Source organism: Rhodococcus sp. IEGM 1330 (assembly GCF_033142445.1).
Classification (GTDB): domain Bacteria; phylum Actinomycetota; class Actinomycetes; order Mycobacteriales; family Mycobacteriaceae; genus Rhodococcoides.
Genome location: NZ_JAWLSB010000005.1, coordinates 369475 through 386365, shown reverse-complemented (window position 1 = coordinate 386365; position 16891 = coordinate 369475). Strand labels below are relative to the sequence as shown.

The 16891-nt window shown below is 64.6% G+C and carries 19 protein-coding genes and 3 tRNA genes; 12 read left to right on the top strand and 10 right to left on the bottom strand.

The window, feature by feature from the left end:
• The first annotated feature begins 22 nt into the window (after window positions 1-22).
• On the top strand, window positions 23-1678 hold the full coding sequence (locus tag R4P57_RS14785; protein ID WP_317803569.1) for a DNA repair helicase XPB: 1656 nt from the start codon (window positions 23-25) through the stop codon (window positions 1676-1678).
• A 37-nt stretch (window positions 1679-1715) separates the two neighbouring features.
• Window positions 1716-2384 (top strand): DUF3239 domain-containing protein, encoded by a 669-nt coding sequence (locus tag R4P57_RS14780; protein WP_317803568.1) that lies wholly within the window; start codon window positions 1716-1718, stop codon window positions 2382-2384.
• Window positions 2385-2407: 23 nt separating this feature from the next.
• On the opposite strand, the gene R4P57_RS14775 is transcribed toward R4P57_RS14780, so the two are convergent.
• Entirely contained in the window at window positions 2408-3394 is a 987-nt protein-coding gene (locus R4P57_RS14775) for an LLM class F420-dependent oxidoreductase (protein ID WP_317803567.1), read from the bottom strand.
• 62 nt (window positions 3395-3456) lie between these two features.
• On the opposite strand from R4P57_RS14775, the gene R4P57_RS14770 reads away from it, so the two are divergent.
• Window positions 3457-4629 (top strand): pyridoxal phosphate-dependent aminotransferase, encoded by a 1173-nt coding sequence (locus R4P57_RS14770; protein WP_317803566.1) that lies wholly within the window; start codon window positions 3457-3459, stop codon window positions 4627-4629.
• Window positions 4626-5651 (top strand): AraC family transcriptional regulator, encoded by a 1026-nt coding sequence (locus R4P57_RS14765; RefSeq protein ID WP_317803565.1) that lies wholly within the window; start codon window positions 4626-4628, stop codon window positions 5649-5651. The genes R4P57_RS14770 and R4P57_RS14765 overlap by 4 nt, the downstream gene beginning before the upstream one ends.
• Here the strand turns inward: R4P57_RS14765 and R4P57_RS14760 are convergent.
• The gene (locus tag R4P57_RS14760) at window positions 5644-6069 is read right to left on the bottom strand and encodes a VOC family protein (RefSeq protein ID WP_317803563.1); all 426 of its coding nucleotides are present in this window, start codon (window positions 6067-6069) and stop codon (window positions 5644-5646) included. The genes R4P57_RS14765 and R4P57_RS14760 overlap by 8 nt on opposite strands.
• A 59-nt stretch (window positions 6070-6128) precedes the next feature.
• Between R4P57_RS14760 and R4P57_RS14755 the strand changes: the two genes are divergently transcribed.
• Window positions 6129-6749, top strand: coding sequence for an alpha-ketoglutarate-dependent dioxygenase AlkB (locus R4P57_RS14755; RefSeq protein ID WP_317803562.1), 621 nt, complete (start codon window positions 6129-6131; stop codon window positions 6747-6749).
• On the opposite strand, the gene R4P57_RS14750 is transcribed toward R4P57_RS14755, so the two are convergent.
• Window positions 6746-7837: a 3-deoxy-7-phosphoheptulonate synthase gene (locus R4P57_RS14750; RefSeq protein ID WP_317803561.1), complete on the bottom strand. Its 1092-nt coding sequence runs from the start codon at window positions 7835-7837 to the stop codon at window positions 6746-6748. The genes R4P57_RS14755 and R4P57_RS14750 overlap by 4 nt on opposite strands.
• Before the next feature lie 252 nt (window positions 7838-8089).
• Between R4P57_RS14750 and R4P57_RS14745 the strand changes: the two genes are divergently transcribed.
• The 5 genes from R4P57_RS14745 (at window position 8090) to R4P57_RS14725 (ending at window position 12182) form a co-directional block, all read left to right on the top strand.
• On the top strand, window positions 8090-9154 hold the full coding sequence (locus R4P57_RS14745; protein ID WP_317803560.1) for an iron-siderophore ABC transporter substrate-binding protein: 1065 nt from the start codon (window positions 8090-8092) through the stop codon (window positions 9152-9154).
• Window positions 9155-9253: 99 nt separating this feature from the next.
• Window positions 9254-9715 carry a MarR family winged helix-turn-helix transcriptional regulator gene (locus R4P57_RS14740; RefSeq protein WP_317803559.1) on the top strand — a complete coding sequence of 154 codons (462 nt, stop codon included), beginning with the start codon at window positions 9254-9256 and terminating at the stop codon, window positions 9713-9715.
• The gene (locus tag R4P57_RS14735) at window positions 9712-10137 is read left to right on the top strand and encodes an organic hydroperoxide resistance protein (RefSeq protein WP_317803558.1); all 426 of its coding nucleotides are present in this window, start codon (window positions 9712-9714) and stop codon (window positions 10135-10137) included. The genes R4P57_RS14740 and R4P57_RS14735 overlap by 4 nt, the downstream gene beginning before the upstream one ends.
• A 9-nt stretch (window positions 10138-10146) precedes the next feature.
• Window positions 10147-11142, top strand: a complete 996-nt coding sequence (locus R4P57_RS14730; RefSeq protein WP_317803557.1) for an NADP-dependent oxidoreductase — start codon at window positions 10147-10149, stop codon at window positions 11140-11142.
• A gap of 89 nt (window positions 11143-11231) precedes the next feature.
• The gene (locus tag R4P57_RS14725) at window positions 11232-12182 is read left to right on the top strand and encodes a pseudouridine synthase (protein WP_317803556.1); all 951 of its coding nucleotides are present in this window, start codon (window positions 11232-11234) and stop codon (window positions 12180-12182) included.
• Here R4P57_RS14725 and R4P57_RS14720 read toward each other — a convergent pair.
• Window positions 12109-13236, bottom strand: coding sequence for a hypothetical protein (locus tag R4P57_RS14720; protein WP_317803555.1), 1128 nt, complete (start codon window positions 13234-13236; stop codon window positions 12109-12111). The two genes, R4P57_RS14725 and R4P57_RS14720, sit on opposite strands and share 74 nt — an antisense overlap.
• Before the next feature lie 98 nt (window positions 13237-13334).
• Here R4P57_RS14720 and R4P57_RS14715 point away from each other — a divergent pair, with 98 nt between their 5' ends.
• Window positions 13335-13919: an XRE family transcriptional regulator gene (locus tag R4P57_RS14715; protein ID WP_317803554.1), complete on the top strand. Its 585-nt coding sequence runs from the start codon at window positions 13335-13337 to the stop codon at window positions 13917-13919.
• A 90-nt stretch (window positions 13920-14009) separates the two neighbouring features.
• Window positions 14010-14309, top strand: coding sequence for an ANTAR domain-containing protein (locus R4P57_RS14710; RefSeq protein ID WP_317803553.1), 300 nt, complete (start codon window positions 14010-14012; stop codon window positions 14307-14309).
• A gap of 13 nt (window positions 14310-14322) precedes the next feature.
• Here the strand turns inward: R4P57_RS14710 and R4P57_RS14705 are convergent, their stop codons facing one another.
• The 6 genes from R4P57_RS14705 to R4P57_RS14680 all read right to left on the bottom strand — a co-directional run bounded on the left by R4P57_RS14705 (window position 14323) and on the right by R4P57_RS14680 (window position 16521).
• Window positions 14323-14625: a hypothetical protein gene (locus R4P57_RS14705; RefSeq protein WP_220709110.1), complete on the bottom strand. Its 303-nt coding sequence runs from the start codon at window positions 14623-14625 to the stop codon at window positions 14323-14325.
• 84 nt (window positions 14626-14709) lie between these two features.
• Complete coding sequence (locus R4P57_RS14700; RefSeq protein WP_317803552.1) at window positions 14710-15285, bottom strand: DUF6584 family protein; 576 nt, start codon at window positions 15283-15285, stop codon at window positions 14710-14712.
• A gap of 84 nt (window positions 15286-15369) precedes the next feature.
• A tRNA-Phe gene (locus tag R4P57_RS14695) sits at window positions 15370-15446 on the bottom strand.
• 56 nt (window positions 15447-15502) lie between these two features.
• A tRNA-Asp gene (locus tag R4P57_RS14690) sits at window positions 15503-15576 on the bottom strand.
• A gap of 124 nt (window positions 15577-15700) precedes the next feature.
• Window positions 15701-15773 (bottom strand) — tRNA-Glu (locus R4P57_RS14685).
• Between the two features lie 79 nt (window positions 15774-15852).
• Entirely contained in the window at window positions 15853-16521 is a 669-nt protein-coding gene (locus R4P57_RS14680; RefSeq protein ID WP_317803551.1) for a TetR/AcrR family transcriptional regulator, read from the bottom strand.
• Between the last annotated feature and the right edge of the window lie 370 nt (window positions 16522-16891).

Below are 16891 nucleotides of genomic sequence, written 5' to 3'. Positions count from 1 at the left end.
ACAGATGTCTCTAGGAGGAACCGTGACCGACGGCCCGCTGATCGTCCAGTCCGACAAAACGCTGTTGCTCGAGGTCGATCACGAACTCGCGGGTGCAGCGCGGGCGGCCATCGCACCGTTCGCGGAGCTCGAACGTGCGCCCGAGCACGTGCACACCTATCGCATCACCCCACTGGCACTGTGGAACGCACGTGCCGCAGGCCACGACGCCGAGCAGGTGGTCGACGCGCTGGTGAATTTCTCGCGTTACGCGGTGCCGCAGCCCCTACTGGTCGACATCGTCGACACCATGGCGCGCTACGGCCGGTTGCAGTTGGTCAAGAGCCCGGTGCACGGTCTGGTGCTGATCAGCCTGGACCGCGCGGTGCTCACAGAGGTGATGCGCCACAAGAAGATTGCGCCCATGCTCGGTGCGATGGTCGACGAGGACACGGTGATCGTGCATCCGAGCGAACGCGGCCACGTGAAGCAGATGCTGCTCAAGATCGGCTGGCCTGCCGAGGACCTCGCCGGCTACGTCGACGGGGAAGCCCACCCCATCGAGCTCGACACCGAGGGCGGCAACTGGACGCTGCGCGACTACCAGGAGATGGCGGCCGATTCGTTCTGGGCCGGCGGCTCGGGCGTCGTCGTACTGCCCTGTGGCGCGGGCAAGACGATGGTCGGCGCAGCAGCGATGGCCAGAGCCAAGGCGACCACGCTGATTCTGGTGACCAACACCGTCGCCGGTCGGCAGTGGAAGCGCGAGCTCATCGCACGCACCTCGCTCACCGAGGAGGAGATCGGCGAGTATTCGGGAGAGCGCAAAGAGATTCGCCCTGTGACAATTGCCACGTATCAGGTGATCACGCGTCGCACCAAGGGTGAGTACAAGCACCTCGAGCTCTTCGATTCCCGCGACTGGGGATTGGTGATCTACGACGAGGTGCATCTGCTCCCCGCTCCGGTGTTCCGCATGACAGCCGATCTGCAGTCGCGTCGACGCCTCGGCCTCACCGCGACGCTCGTCCGCGAGGACGGCCGCGAGGGAGACGTCTTCTCACTGATCGGGCCCAAGCGCTACGACGCACCGTGGAAGGACATCGAGGCACAGGGCTGGATCGCGCCGGCCGAGTGCATCGAGGTTCGCGTCACCCTCACCGATGCCGAGCGCATGTCGTATGCCGTCGCCGAGCCCGAAGAGCGCTACAAGCTGTGCTCGACGGCGCACACGAAAATCGCCGTCGTGAAGTCGATCCTCGCCAAGCACAAGGACGCCCCGACGTTGGTGATCGGCGCGTACCTCGACCAGTTGAACGAACTCGGTGAGGCGCTGAACGCTCCGGTCATTCAGGGCTCGACCAAGAACAAGGAACGTGAAGTGCTGTTCGACGCGTTCCGCAAGGGCGAGATCCAGACCCTCGTGGTCAGCAAGGTGGCGAACTTCTCGATCGACCTTCCGGAAGCATCTGTCGCAGTGCAGGTTTCGGGAACGTTCGGATCCCGGCAGGAAGAGGCTCAGCGCCTGGGTCGCCTGCTCCGACCGAAGCACGACGGCGGTCAGGCCCACTTCTACTCGGTGGTCTCCCGCGACACCCTCGACGCCGAGTACGCGGCGCACCGTCAGCGTTTCCTCGCCGAGCAGGGTTACGCCTACCGCATCACCGACGCGGACGATCTGCTCGGTCCTGCAATCTGAGGCGTCGAGCATCTTCCGTCGTGCTAGGAATAGTCGTGTGCGCCGATTCCAGTTCTCCGTAGACGTAGCCCACGCGAAGTCGGTCAACGAGACGTTCACCGAGCTTCGTCGGCTGCGTTCTTCCGCAGCGCTCACCGCCGTGTTCCTCCTCGCGCTCGGTGCCTGGTTCCTCTGGATCGCGGCCCCGTGGTCGTACATCCTCGGCGCGGTGTTCCTGATCGGCGCGGCCACCTCGCTCTGGGTGATGCTGTGGGCACCCCGAAAGATGGGTTCCATCGAATCCCAATATGCCGCAGGCGATCTGGTGCCGGCGGTGGTGGCCGAGAAGCTACCGGGTGGAGCGATACTGCTGGCCCTGGTCGACATCGCGAAGCCAGAGGCGGACGAGCCGCACTACGTGTTGATCACCCGCGTCGTACGGGCGCTCCCCGGCCACGTCGTCGAGCTGGGCGCACAGGTGCCCGCGGTGACGGTTCTCGCGGACCGTGGCCGAAACACCGGCGGGCGAACGTGGCAGTTGGCCTCGGCGATGCCCATCGCATGGGGAACCACCGATCCGGTGGTCATCGCACGCGCGGTCGAGGAGATCACCGAGGGCGAGTGGGCATTGCTGCACGCCAACATCGGCCTGTCGGAGAAGGTCCGCAGGGCCAAGAACCAACAGTTGCTCATCGACCCGGCGGATCTTCCCGACGACCTGCGCTGAACCGAACCGCAGCCGGCGCAGGCCTAGGTCAGGGCGGGGATCACTTCGCGCTCGAAGAGTTCGATACCGGAGCGGTCGTAGGCCGCTTCGGGGAAGTAGAAGATTCCGTAGGTCATCCCCTGCTCCTGCAGCGACGTCAGATTCGCCACGATCTGCTCCGGAGTTCCCACTGCGGGCATGCCGCGGTACGCGTCGAGGGCGCTGTGGGCCTTCTCGGCACCCACGTACTCGGTCAGGCGAGCTTCGAGGGCACGAAGCCTGTCTTCCACCTCGGCCTCGGTTGCGCCGATGGCGACGTTGTAGTTCGCCGAGCGGACGATGGCATCGAAGTCGGTACCCACGGTCGCGCAATGCTCGCGCAGCAGAGCAGATTTGGTGGCGAAACCGGTGGGGGTTCCGTCGAAGTTGGTGTAGTTCGCGTACTTCGCGGCGATCTTCAGAGTCACCTTCTCACCGCCGCCCGCGATCCACAGCGGAATGCCTCCCTCCTGCAACGGTAGGGGTCGCACCACGGCACCGTCGATCTCGTAGTACTTACCGTCGAGGAACACCTCTCCGGCCGTCCATGCCTGCTTGAAGATCTGCACACCCTCGTCGAGTCTGCCCAATCGTTCTCCGGCAGAGGGGAACCCGTAGCCGTATGCGCGGAACTCGTGCTCGTGCCAGCCGCCGCCGATGCCCATCTCGACGCGGCCACCGGAGATGATGTCGACGGTGGCAGCAACTTTGGCGAGGTAGGCCGGGTTGCGGTACGCCATCGCCGTGCACATCTGCCCCAGCCTGATGCGTGACGTGGATGCGGCCAAGGCGGACATCAGCGACCAGGCCTCGTGCGTTGCCTCGTCGGTCGCGGTGGGAACGGTGTGAAAGTGGTCGTAGACCCACAGAGATTCCCACGGACCGGCCTCGGCGGCGAGCGCGTGATCGCGCATCGCACTCCAGTGCTGGGCAGGGTCGATACCGACGAGATCGAGACGCCACCCCTGTGGCACGAACAATCCGAATCGCATGACAGGCACAGTACAGACGCAGCGCGAAGGACTGGTTCCGGTCTGTGAACTACGCTGCAGGGATGTCCGAGTTGCTCCCCTCGCGCACAGTGGCACGGCTGCGCCCGTTCGCATTGACGATCTTCGCCGAGATGACCGCTCTGGCCGTCGAAAAGAAGGCTGTCAATCTCGGACAGGGTTTCCCCGACACCGACGGGCCGCCTGCCATGCTCGAGGCGGCACGTGAGGCCATCGCGAACGGACTCAATCAGTACTCCCCCGGCCCGGGTATGCCGGTGCTGCGCGCGGCAATCGCCGACGACCGAGCGGCCCGATTCGGTCTGCGCTACGACCCCGATTCGCAGATACTCGTCACCGTCGGTGCCACCGAGGCGATCTCGGCGTCCCTCCTCGGTCTGATCGAGCCGGGCGACGACGTCCTGCTGATCGAACCGTTCTACGACTCCTACGCGGCTGCGATAGCCCTCGCCGGCGCCACTCGAACCGCCGTGCCACTGGTCTCCGACGGCAACGGATGGACCGTCGACACCGACGCCCTCGAACGCGCCATCGGGCCCCGCACGCGCATGATGATCGTCAATTCTCCGCACAACCCCACCGGCACGGTCTTCGACCGCGACACCATGATCCGCATCGCCGACATCGCGGTGGCACACGATCTGCTGGTCCTCACCGACGAGGTCTACGAGCACCTCGTCTTCGACGGCCGCGTACACACGCCGATCGCGACACTGCCCGGGATGTTCGAGCGCACCGTCACCGTGTCGAGTGCCGCGAAAACCTTCAACGCCACCGGGTGGAAGACGGGCTGGGCGCTGGGGCCTGCCGAACTGATCGACGCCGTCCGCGCCGCCAAACAGTTCATGAGCTTCGTCGGCGGCACTCCCTTCCAACCGGCCGTCGCCTACGCGTTGGAGCACGAGCAGGCATGGATAGCGGCCATGCGCGACGGCCTGCAACGCAAGCGGGACACGCTCTCGGCTGCTCTCGCCGCCGCGGGAGCGAATGTGAAGTACAGCGCGGGTACGTATTTCGTTTGTGCAGACATCGCTCCGATCAGGCGCGGTGACGCCTACGAATTCTGCCGTGCCCTACCGGACCTGGTCGGCGTCGCGGCGGTTCCGGTGACGGCGTTCGTCGACGAGCCCGCTCCGTGGACATCGTTGGTGCGCTTCGCTTTCTGCAAGCAGGACGAGGTTCTCGCGGACGCAGCCGAGAGGCTACGGAAGTTGTGACTGCGCAACCGACGATTCCGGCGTACTTCGTCAGGCAGGCCGTCGACCTCGCGACGAAGAGCGGGGTCGACTTGACCTACCCGCTGTCGATGGCCGGCATCGGATCCACCATCCTCGACAACCCGGCTGAGCGGCTGACCACCCGGCAGGTCACCGTGTTCACCCAGGCGGTCTGGGCGATGACCGGCGACGAACTGTTCGGTCTCGCCGCAGTACCGGTGCGGCGCGGGAGCTTTCGCGTGGTGTGCCAGACACTCATACACACCGAGAACCTGTGGGCTGCGCTGGTTCGGATGTCCGAGACCATGCGGGTGCTGATTCCGGTGCGCCCGATGACGATGGATCGAACCGAGGAATCCACGGTGTTGACGGTGCACGTCACTCCCACCACCCACCTGAGCCCGGAAGGCAACGAACTCGCCGAGCGACTGCTGACCGACTTCCTGTTGATTCTGCTGCACCGATTCGCGGCGTGGCTCATCGGCAACCGGGTCAAACTTCTGTCGGTGCAACTGCCCTACCCGCTGCCGGGCCCCGAAGCGGGAAAGATGTACGACGCCATCTTCGGAACACACGTGGAATTCGGAACCGATCTGGCCACACTGGAATTCGACAGCGCGGTGATGCGGGCACCGATCGTACAGACCGAGGCGACTCTGGCCGAGTATCTCGCGGAGTCGCCCAATCTGCTGTTCTCGTCCCGAGATTACGACAGCACTGCGTCGAGCCAGGTTCGCCGCGCCCTGGAAACCGGATTCAAAGGTGGCGCACCGGGAACCGAAGAAATCGCAGCAATGCTCAACATCAGCCCACCGCACCTGCGACGCATCCTTCGGCAGGAGGGCACCTCCATCAACCAACTGCGCGAAGAAGTGCTGCGCGATGCAGCGATCTCCGGGCTGAGCCGCGGCGACAGCGTCGACGACATCTCGACCCGCTTGGGGTTCTCCGAGCCCAGCGCCTTCCGCCGGGCCTTCAAGCGATGGACCGGTCAGACTCCCGGCGCATACCGTCTCAGCTGACGCAGAACTCGTTGCCCTCGGGATCGGTCATCGTGATCCAGACACTGGGGCCCTGATGTCCTCGATGCAGTACCGATGCACCCCGTGCTTCCAGTTGCGTGACCACCGTCTCGCGCTCGTCGCCGACGCGAATGTCGAGGTGCAACCGATTTTTCACCGATTTCGGCTCGGCTACCGACTGGAACAGCACTCGCGGGTTGCCGGGCGACTCGGGATCGACGATTCCCGCGCCCGCCTGCCACACGAGAACGCCCTCGAACGTGATCGTGTCCTCGTCGCGGGCGTGCCCAGCGGCGACCATCTCGCGAATGAAGTCCTCGTTGCTCGATTCGACCTGCCAGCCCAGAGTCTGCGCCCACCACTTCGCCAGCGCATGGGGGTTCGCACTGTCGACGACGACCTGAAATCGATATCCCATGACGGCACGGTACCGCCGTTCAGTGGAAATGGGAACACACGTTCGATACAGTGACGGTCATGTCGCTCGCCATGCAGGGCTCGTTGTTCGGTGACGCCGACGGTGGCGTCGGGTCGCTCGAGTCCGTCACCCGTCGCGAACTCACGCTCGGGGCGTGGGTGGACGTTCGCCCGGGCTGGTTGGCCGATACCCACCTCTTCGATTCGCTGGTGGACGCCGTCGATTGGCGAGCCGAGCGCAGGCAGATGTACGACCGCGTGGTCGATGTGCCGCGCCTGGTTCGGTTCTACGCCGAGCGCGAGCGTTGGCCCGACGCAGCACTGTACGACGCACGCGACGCCCTCGACGATCACTACCGCAGCGAACTCGGCGAATCCTTCGCCACCGCCGGACTGTGCTACTACCGCGACGGATCGGACAGTGTCGCCTGGCACGGCGACAACATCGGCCGCAGCGCCACCGAGGACACCATGGTCGCGATCGTATCGCTCGGTGCCACACGGCAACTCATGCTCCGACCGCGCGGGGGCGGAACGTCGTTGAAGTTCACGCTCGGTCACGGGGACCTGGTGGTGATGGGTGGCTCGTGTCAACGGACGTGGGAACATGCCGTACCCAAGTCCACCCGCGCGACCGGACCCCGCATCAGCGTCCAGTTCCGACCGCGCGGGGTCCGTTAGCGCGAGGCCGTCGGGTGTCGACGCTCCTCGACCGCTGCCGCAAGTACGTCCAATTGCGTTGCCGTGGTGTCCCAGTCGAGGCAGGCGTCGGTGATCGACTGCCCGTACACCAGATCGTCACGGCGGCCGAGTTCGAGATCCTGACGCCCCGCAACCAGGAAGCTCTCGAGCATCAGACCGACGATGCCGTGTTCGCCTGCCGCGACCCGCGCTGCCACGTCGGTGACCACGTCGACCTGCTTGTTGTGGTCCTTGCGGCTGTTGCCGTGGCTGGCGTCGATGATCACTCGCTCCGGTAGACCCGACTTACGCAGTCGGGCAACGGTATCGGCGACCGATTCGGCGTCGTAGTTCGGCCCGTCGACGCCGCCGCGCAGAATGACGTGGCAGTCCGGGTTTCCGACGGTGCGGATCAGAGCCGCCTGGCCGTCGAGATCGGTGCCGGGGAAGACGTGGCTCGCGGCGGCAGCGCGGGTGCCGTCGACCGCGACCTGGATGTCGCCCTCGGTGGAGTTCTTGATCCCCACCGGCATCGACAACGCACTGCACAGCTGGCGATGCACCTGGCTGGCCGCCGTTCGCGCACCGATTGCGCCGTAGCTGACCAGGTCTGCGATGTACTGCGGGGTGATCGGGTCGAGGAACTCACACCCGACCGGCAGACCGAGCGCGGAAATGTCCAGCAGCAGTTGACGTCCCACGCGCAGACCGGCATTGATGTCGAAGCTGCCGTCGAGGTGCGGATCGTTGATCAAACCCTTCCAGCCCAGCGTCGTACGCGGCTTCTCGAAGTAGACCCGCATGACGATGTGCAGGCGATCGCCCAGTTCGGATGCCGTGGCCGCGAGGCGTCGGGCGTAGTCGAGGGCAGCCTCGGTGTCGTGCACCGAGCAGGGCCCGACGACGACGATCAGTCGATCGTCACGGCCGTCCAGCACGTCGACCACACCCGCGCGGCCGGTTCTGACGGTGGCCGAGATGGCGTCGTCCACCGCATGTTCGCGGCGCAGCACCGACGGAGCAACCAGCGGACTGATGCTGATGGTCCGCTGATCGTCGAGAGGTGGGGTGTCGAGAGAGAGTGTCATGAGAGGAAAGTTCCTGTTCCCAGGCCGACTCTTCATGCTCCACACGCACTTCGAGCCGGTCTGTATCCGGCTCGTGGGGTGGAAGGTCAGCGCATGGCGTCGCTGGCTGACCCACCCGGGGCCGGCCTGCTAAACCAGAAATACGTGCGCTGCATGAAAAGCACCGTAGCAGATGCGTGGATCGCCGACCTCAGCCCAGTCGGATTTAGGCTAGGGTTACCTGTTTACGCCCGCCCTGTGAAAGAGAACGAAGTGAAACGTCTACTCCTGGCCACCACGATCGCCGCGGTCACCGCACTGACCACCATTGCCTGTGGCGGCACCGCCGAGCAGACGGCCGCTCCCTCCACCAGCACGGCGTCGGACACCTCCTCCGACGACGCTGCCTCCGACGACGCTGCCACGGACGCACCCGGCCCGACCGGCATCCCCGACGGCATGGGTTCGGGTGCCGCAGACGGAGTGTTCCCCCGCACGGTCGGCCACTTCGGCGGCTCCACCGAGATTCCCGCCGAACCGAAGAAGATCGTCGTGATCGCCACCGGTCAGCTCGACGCGGCCCTCACCCTGGGCGTCGTACCCACCGGAGTCGCCTACGGAGACGGTGCCGCACTCGTACCGGACTACATCAGCTTCTCGTTCCCGCAGTACGCGGATCGCATGTCGCAGTTCGTCGACGTCGGCAACCGGCAGGAAGTCGACATCGAGGCGATCGCGGCCATCGAACCGGACCTCATCCTCGCGAACAAGGCAGGCTCCGAGGACATCTACTCGACGCTGTCGACCATCGCGCCGACCGTACTCACCGAAGGCACCGGAGTGAACTGGAAGCAGGACTTCCTACTTCTCGCCGATGCGCTCGGCCGCACCGAGCAAGCACAGAGCTTCGTCAACACCTTCGCGTCCGACGCTGCGGCACTGGGTGATTCAGTTTCCGGCGGCGGCACACCCACGGTCTCGCTCGTCCGCTTCACCGCCGATCGAGCACGCGTGTTCGGTATCCCGTCGTTCGCGGGATACATCGCCTGGGACGCCGGGCTTGCGCGCCCGGAAAGCCAGCAGTTCGACAAGACCTCACAGGACTTCAGCGAGGAAGAAATTCAACTGGCGAACGCGGACTGGGTGTTCGTCTCCAGCCAGGACGCCGGAGCCGATTCGAGCGCCGCGTCGTACACCACCAACCCGCTGTGGACCGGAATGAGCGCGGCAACCGAGAACCACATCGTCCGAGTCGACGACGATCCGTGGTACCTCAATGCAGGCCCGACGGCGGCAACCATCGTGCTCGACGGCCTGAAAAGCGCCCTGCAGAGCTGACTCACACACGTGCATGGAACTTCGGAGCAGGCTACGAAGTTCCATGCACGTCGCACAGATAGGTTGCGCACAACTTAACCGTGCACTACTGTTCTCTTCGTGACCAACGAACTCGCACTCGACCGTCAGGTGTGCTTCGCGCTGTACTCCGCTTCGCGGGCTACCACTGCGGTGTATCGCCCGATGCTCGACGCGCTCGGCGTCACGTACCCGCAGTACCTCGTACTGCTGGTGCTGTGGGAGAAAGACGGGCGCGGGGTCAAGGAGATCTGCGCAGAACTCGATCTCGACACCGGCACTCTGTCGCCGCTGCTCAAACGGCTCGAAGGTCTCGGATTCATCGAGCGCCGACGCCTGAGCACCGACGAACGCCGCGTCGAAATCCACCTCACCGAGACCGGAAGTGCCATGCGCGCACAGGCACTCGACATTCCGCGCAAGCTGGCCGAGAAGACCGGCATGGACGTCGACGATCTCGTCAAGCTCAAGGACGCACTCGACGCGTTGACGAGCGCTCTGCACCACATCGATTCCGGCACGACAGAAGGAGAATCATCATGAAGACCATTTACACCGCCGAGGCCTTGGCCACCGGAGAGGGCCGCAACGGCCACGCTCGCACGTCCGACGGTCGGCTCGATCTCGACCTCGCCATCCCCGAGGCCATGGGCGGTAGCGGCAACGGCACCAACCCCGAGCAGCTGTTCGCAGCCGGCTACGCCGCGTGCTTCCACTCCGCACTGCAGATGGTTGCCCGGCAGGACAAGGCCGATGTCACCGATTCGGCGGTCGGCGCACGAGTGGACATCGGCCCCAACGACGCAGGCGGCTTCCAGCTCGCCGTCACCCTCGAGGTGACGCTGCCGAACCTGAGCCGAGGGGACGCCCAGGCCCTGGCCGACAAGGCCCACCAGGTCTGCCCGTACTCCAACGCCACCCGCGGCAACATCGACGTCACCGTCACCGTCACCGAAGACGAGTAGGGAGACACCATGAAGGCACACGAAATTCACCTCGCGTCCCGCCCAGAAGGCTGGCCGACCGAAGACAACTTTCGCGCGGAGGTCGTCGAACTCCCCGAACTCGCGGACGGGCAGATCCTCGTCCGCAACATCGTGATGTCGGTCGATCCGTACATGCGCGGCCGGATGAACGACGCGAAGTCGTACGTCCCGCCGTTCCAGATCGACGCCCCTCTCGACGGCGGCGCGGTCGGCGAGATCGTCGAATCCAAGGCCGAGGGCTTCGCCGTCGGCGACACGGTCGTCCACGGCAAGGGGTGGCGCGATCTCGCCATCGTCCCGGCCAAGGGAGCCGGCAAAGTCGACCTCGGTGCGGCGAAAGCGTCGGCATACCTGGGCGCGCTCGGAATGACCGGCACCACAGCGTATGCAGGCCTGACCGACGTGGCGTCGTTCAAGGAAGGTGACGTCGTGTTCGTGTCCGGCGCGGCCGGTGCCGTCGGGTCACTCGTCGGTCAGATCGCCAAGGCGCTCGGCGCTTCGCGCGTCATCGGCAGTGCCGGATCTCCGGCGAAGGTGGCCCGCTTGCTCGAACTCGGTTTCGATGCAGCGTTCGACTACCACGACGGACCGGTGGCCGAGCAGCTTCGGAAGGCAGCGCCGGACGGTATCGACGTGTACTTCGACAACGTCGGCGGCGAGCATCTCGAAGCCGCCATCGGATCGATGAACAAGTACGGCCGGATTGCACTGTGCGGAGCCATCGCACAGTACAACTCCACCGAACCGACGCCTGCTCCGCGCAACCTCGCCCTGGTGATCGGCAAGGAACTGACGTTGAAGGGCTTCATCGTCGGGTCCTACGCGCATCTCACCGAGGAATTCCGCGCGAAGATGACCGAGTGGTTGTCCAGCGGCGCAATCGAATTCGACGAAACGGTCGTCGACGGTCTCGACAACGCTCCCTCAGCGTTCATCGGACTGATGAAGGGCGAGAACACCGGCAAGATGGTCGTCACCATCTGAGTCGGACCCGAAGGGGCGTACCGCAGTCCACACCCCGGTCGGCATTTCCGACCGGGGTGTTTCCATGCCCCACCGATTACAGTCGGTGCATGCCCGCCGCTCCCCTGCCGTTGCGCGACGGTCTCGACCCCACTCGGGTGCGGATGCCCGACGTCGCGACCGGAGCGACGGTGCTCGAGTATCTACGCGCACGGTTCCCCCAGGACGCGGCCAGGCTGACCGAGAAGGTCGCCGGCGGCGAGATCGTCGACGCGGCAGGCGTACCCATCGATTCGACGACGGTCGCGAGACCGCGAGCGGACATCTACCTCTACCGCGACCCACCGGTGGAGCCGACGGTGCCGTTCACCCTCGACGTCCTTCATCGCGACGAGAACTTGCTCGTCGTCGACAAGCCGCATTTTCTGGCGACCACCCCGCGCGGTGCCTACGTCGCGCGGTCTGCACTCGTTCTGCTCCGACGCCGGTTCGACCTGCCCGAGCTGAGTCCGGCGCATCGCCTGGACCGACTCACCGCCGGGGTTCTGGTGTTCACCGTCAGGCAGCAGGCGCGCCGACCGTACCAGGAGTTGTTCGCTCAACGCGCGATCACCAAGCAGTACGACGCAATTGCCCCGCTCGCGACCGATATCATGGGTCGTTCCGCGGGCTCCACTCCCGATCTGGACTTTCCGTTGACGGTACGCAGCCGAATCATCAAGGAGCGCGGCGTTCTTCAGGCCCGTGAGGTACCCGGCGAGCCCAACGCGGAAACACTCGTCGAGCTCGTCGACACGTTCGGAGCCCACGGCCTGTACCGATTGCATCCCCGAACCGGCAAGACGCATCAACTTCGAGTTCATTTGTGCTCGTTGGGAATTCCGATCGTCGGCGACAATTTCTACCCCTCGTTCCGCGATGTCGCCGACGACGACTACTCCGACCCGCTCCGCTTGCTGGCGCGTTCGATCGAATTCGTCGATCCGCTCAGCGGCCTGGTTCGACGGTTCGAGAGCAATCGGAGTCTCGATCCACCTGTGATGCAGCAGATTCGGCCGTGACGTCGGCGATCTCGGCGGTACGGACCGTGATGCGATGCGAGATGACTGCGAGCGCGAACAGTCCGATCGCAACGTTCACCAGCGCGGCGAATCCTTCCTGAGCGAAGTCCACGAGGGCGTTGAGCAGAGTGAATATCAACGCGGACACTCGGAGGGTGCGCAGAGGCCAGAGCGGTCCTCCAGCACGTAGCCGCAGCATGGACGGCAGCGCCGTGGCGAAGGTGAGGCAGGCACTGACGAACAGGATCCCACTGGCAATTCCCATTCTGTCGATGTCGATCGTCAGGTCGCGCCGATCGATGTGCAGGTCCCCGATGGCGAGTTCGACGACCCCGAACACCACCCCGGCCCCGGAGAGCAGAACCAACCCCCAGCCGACGACGGGAATCCACCGGGCGCTGGTGAAGAAGGCGGGAATCAGCCGGGGAACGAAGTTCCGCAGCGAGTGGGTCCGCGACGTCGACAGACGACAGCGACCGAGCAACAGTCTGATCCCGGCCACGGTGTCCGCGTCGGCACCCTCGGACTCGGCCCGCGCGACCATCCGTAGCGCCCACTCGCGCCGATGCTCGGGTAGGCCGTGCGCGACGCCATCGGCGGCGATCGCAGCCGCGTTGGCCAGCGATTCGTCGACCGAGGGCCGGCGGAACTCCCGAACGATCCTGCTGAACACCAACAGCAGGACCACCAGGACATACATGATCTCCGACGAGGGTCCGTAGAAATAGTCGTTGTCCTTGGTGACGAATTTGCCGACTTCGTCGAGAAACAGTCCGAATCCGATCCCACCGAGCAGCACGGTGAACACCCGAACACCGAACCCGATGAACATCCACCCGATCAACAGCGCGAACATCATCGCCGCTCCGCCGTACAAGGCATGAGCGATGTGGAGCGACTTACCACCCACCTGGGGATAATGGGTCAACTCCAGGTAAGCCCTGGTGATCAGAATCGTCGCAATGGCGACGACCATGAATGCCTCGGATGCGGCACTTCCGTAGGCATCGCGGATCATGCCACTGCGATATGTGGTGCCCGGACGGCCGGTCATCGATCGAGTATGTGCCGCCTGCCGTGCCCACGGGCCGTTTTCGCACGTCCAAAGTTTCCTGGGTTGACAAATCTGATTGCCGAAACTGCAATAGAGTCATGGAAGAATCGAACACCAGCCTGGACGAGGTCATCGCGGGCCTCGGTCCCCGCCTCAAGCGCATCAGGATGGAGAAGAACACCACCCTGGCATCGCTGTCGGACACCACAGGAATTTCGATCAGCACCCTGTCGCGACTCGAGTCCGGTGACCGCAAGCCCAGCCTCGAATTGCTGTGGCCCATCGCTCGGGCCCATCAGATGAAGCTCGACGATCTGGTGACCGCGCCGCCCGTAGCGGACCCGCGGGTGCGCACCACGGCCACCGTCCGCGAAAACGTCACGATCCTTCCCCTGACGCTGCGCCCGGGCGGCCTGCAGGCGTACAAGCTCCTGATCCGCCCGGAGAGCTCCGAGCCGCGGCCCCGGACCCACGAGGGGTACGAGTGGTTCTACGTCCTCGACGGCACCCTGCGCCTGATTCTCGGCGAGCACGATCTGACGATGAAGGCCGGTGAGGCAGCCGAATTCGACACTCGTGTGCCGCACTGGTTCGGTGCCGTCGGAAACCGGCCTGTCGAGCTTCTGAGCCTGTTCGGACCCCAGGGCGAGCGGATGCACGTGCGGGCAAAACCGACGGTATGAAATGTCATGTCCGTGTGAGACAGTGAAGCCCGCTCGACGCCAGGATCCGCTTCGGTCATCCGCACCGACCACAACATCTCGAGGAAAAAGATGACCGACAGACTGCCCGAATCGCCTGCATCTCGCACTCACGTGGACATCGCAACCGGAGTGCTCATCGGGATCCACGGTGGATCCGTCGCCGACGCCATCGACGAGCTGTTCACGACCGCGAGAAATCACCGGGTCAGTCTGTTCGAGCTCTCTCGCACGCTCATCACCGTCGCGGAGGGCCGCGATATCGAGCGATCCTCCGCCACCGATGCGGTGTACGAGGTGTGGGGCTCGGCACTCGGCCGTCGAGGCGCAGAAACGACCTTCGGCTTGGTCACCGATTCCGCAGCGCTCTGATCGAACCGGGGAGCTAGCCGCGAACGGATGGATCGCTGCGTAGCTCCGGAAAGCGTGCCGTCATCGCATCGATGTGTCGGTACATTTCGTAGAGCTCGGTCCGGAGCTTCGACGCCTCGGACTCGAACGCTCGGGCACGGGATTCGGCGCGATCCGCGCGAGCACGAAATGCTTTGGACTGCGCCTGTTCGATGGATGCCGAACACGTCTCGATGTGTTCGGCCAGTCCCCTCGCGAACACCCTCGCCTGCTCGAGGTTGACGGCATAGTTGTCGTCTCGCGGAGCCGGTGACGCCGCGCCGTTCGCTGTGCCCATGAAAACTCGTCACCCTCGATCGTCGGCCGGAAATTCTTTCGCGACTCTACGCTCGGTGCCGAACGCTTCGTCCGTGAACCGGCGTCAGCCGAAGACGAGTGCCAGGACCACCGATGCCGAGGTGGCAGCAATGGCGATGACGATGGTCGCCGCGATCGCACGCTGCCGCACGGAGCGGTAGCTCGCCCCCGTCCGAGCACCGTCGAAATCGGCATCGTCGGAATCGCTGTCCACGTCGTAGAAGTCGTCGGAATTCAGCCCGTCCTCGTCGAAGTAGACGACGTCTCGCGGCGGCACCCATTGCTGACCGTTGGCTTCGATCGCGGCTCCGAGCCGTTCCAGCCGTATCCGAGCGCGGGTGGGATACCAATCGGAGGGCGCGTGGATGGGCAGGGCCAGCGCCATCATCAGAGGCGACCTGTACTGCTTCTCCAGGGCGGCGAACGCAGCGGACGCCGTCGGATCGTCGTCGGACTTGTCGGTGAGGAACCATGCTGCTCCGGCCGCCGCACGATCGCCGAGCACCAGATACGTATACGCGAGCAATTCGAGAATGCCGGGCGACGTCGGGTTCCGAACCAATGCGCCGACCAGCCGATCTCGAGCAGCGATGCTGTCTCCGCGCGCCAGATCTTCCTGCGCTCGATCGATCACGTCCACGCGTCGACAATAACTCGTGCACACGAAAAAGCCCCTGCCGGACGACCGGAAGGGGCTTTCATCGTGCATGTGGATCCAAAACCGTGGTGGCCAGAGTCGGGATCGAACCGACGACCTTCCGCTTTTCAGGCGGACGCTCGTACCAACTGAGCTACCTGGCCGGGCGGCACCGGTGAAACAATGCCATCGCAATGTCGGTGATTTCTCACCGATGTTGCGACCCTGACGGGACTCGAACCCGCGACCTCCGCCGTGACAGGGCGGCGCGCTAACCAACTGCGCCACAGGGCCTTGCTGTTGTTACCGCGCTATTTCTAGCGCAGTAACTCTCCGAACTGCAAATCCGCATCTCGTGAAGAGCGAGACGAAGACTGCTGTACTGCCGACCGGGTTGTCACACCGATCTGTTCCTACGTACCCCCTACGGGATTCGAACCCGCGCTACCGCCTTGAAAGGGCGGCGTCCTAGGCCGCTAGACGAAGGGGGCCCGCCGAACTGCTTCGACGTTACCCTCAACGGCGTTCCGTTGGGAGCTGGGATAGCTTAGGACACTTTCGCTGCAAATCTCAAACCGGCAGGTCAGAGGTGGTTTTCGCACAGTTTTCGCCGTAGTGCTCCCATCCGTGCAGTTTCAATTCGGCGAGCCAATGCTCCGACGCCATGGCGAGCAGTACGACTTCCACGGACTCCTCGAACCGCTCGCGCAGATCTGCGTTGTCGGCCACCAGATCCGACATGTAGCGCTGACCCGCCATCGACGCGGCGAGCACTCGTACGAACTTGGTCGCGTCGAACTCCGGCTTCAGGTCACCCATCGCCAGCGCACGCTCGGCCTGCGCGAGCCCCTGGGCACCCCAGACTCGACCGCCGCCCGCATGCACCTCCGCGTAGAACTCCGGCTCGACTATCAGCCGGAACTCGGCGCGCACGATCACGTCGTTCTGGAAGTTCTGCGCTATGTCGTCCACGATCCCGCGTATGACGTAGAACGGATGTGCGGTGGTGTCGGCCCACTTCTCCGAGATGGCGACGTACCGATCCAGTCCGGCCCCGAGGACAGCTCGGGCCAGATCTTCCTTCGACTGGAAATGGAAATACATCGCACCCTTGGTGGCATTGGAGCCCTCCAAGATGGTGTTGACGGATGCCGCTGCGTATCCACGCTTGGCGAATTCCGCCGCCGCCGCCTCCACGATGGCCGCCCGGGTCCGCCGTGCGCGCTCTTGTTGTGCCATTTACTCCGTGCCTCCGAGCCCCAAGCGCCCTGCGTATCCGCAGGTAGTACTGACAGAGAGTACTTCACCCGAACGACACGCGAGTCGACTCACCTACGGTTCGCTTCGACACACACACCCGACAGAAAAATCGGTTAGGCAACCGAAACAAGCCGGATGGTATGATCTGCGCGGCTCGAGTGCGCTGCAGGGGGTGCGCACTCGAGCCGCTTTCGACCGGGCTCGCGACCGCAGGCAACGCGGCACTTCTTCGGACCCGCCCTCGCCGAATCGCATCCCCGGCCGACTCGCCTTCGGCGGCATCCGATGCGCAGCCGAGTTCCGCGAACCGAATGGTCGACGCATCCTCGAGGCCGCTTCGGGCACACGA

What these genes read in the sequence shown, in the direction of transcription:
- R4P57_RS14775 (WP_317803567.1), bottom strand. Translation starts at nt 3,394, where the DNA reads ATGCGATTCGGATTGTTCGTGCCACAGGGGTGGCGTCTCGATCTCGTC.
- R4P57_RS14770 (WP_317803566.1), top strand. Translation starts at nt 3,457, where the DNA reads ATGTCCGAGTTGCTCCCCTCGCGCACAGTGGCACGGCTGCGCCCGTTC.
- R4P57_RS14760 (WP_317803563.1), bottom strand. Translation starts at nt 6,069, where the DNA reads ATGGGATATCGATTTCAGGTCGTCGTCGACAGTGCGAACCCCCATGCG.
- R4P57_RS14755 (WP_317803562.1), top strand. Translation starts at nt 6,129, where the DNA reads ATGTCGCTCGCCATGCAGGGCTCGTTGTTCGGTGACGCCGACGGTGGC.
- R4P57_RS14750 (WP_317803561.1), bottom strand. Translation starts at nt 7,837, where the DNA reads ATGACACTCTCTCTCGACACCCCACCTCTCGACGATCAGCGGACCATC.
- R4P57_RS14735 (WP_317803558.1), top strand. Translation starts at nt 9,712, where the DNA reads ATGAAGACCATTTACACCGCCGAGGCCTTGGCCACCGGAGAGGGCCGC.
- R4P57_RS14730 (WP_317803557.1), top strand. Translation starts at nt 10,147, where the DNA reads ATGAAGGCACACGAAATTCACCTCGCGTCCCGCCCAGAAGGCTGGCCG.
- R4P57_RS14725 (WP_317803556.1), top strand. Translation starts at nt 11,232, where the DNA reads ATGCCCGCCGCTCCCCTGCCGTTGCGCGACGGTCTCGACCCCACTCGG.
- R4P57_RS14720 (WP_317803555.1), bottom strand. Translation starts at nt 13,236, where the DNA reads ATGACCGGCCGTCCGGGCACCACATATCGCAGTGGCATGATCCGCGAT.
- R4P57_RS14715 (WP_317803554.1), top strand. Translation starts at nt 13,335, where the DNA reads ATGGAAGAATCGAACACCAGCCTGGACGAGGTCATCGCGGGCCTCGGT.
- R4P57_RS14710 (WP_317803553.1), top strand. Translation starts at nt 14,010, where the DNA reads ATGACCGACAGACTGCCCGAATCGCCTGCATCTCGCACTCACGTGGAC.
- R4P57_RS14705 (WP_220709110.1), bottom strand. Translation starts at nt 14,625, where the DNA reads ATGGGCACAGCGAACGGCGCGGCGTCACCGGCTCCGCGAGACGACAAC.
- R4P57_RS14680 (WP_317803551.1), bottom strand. Translation starts at nt 16,521, where the DNA reads ATGGCACAACAAGAGCGCGCACGGCGGACCCGGGCGGCCATCGTGGAG.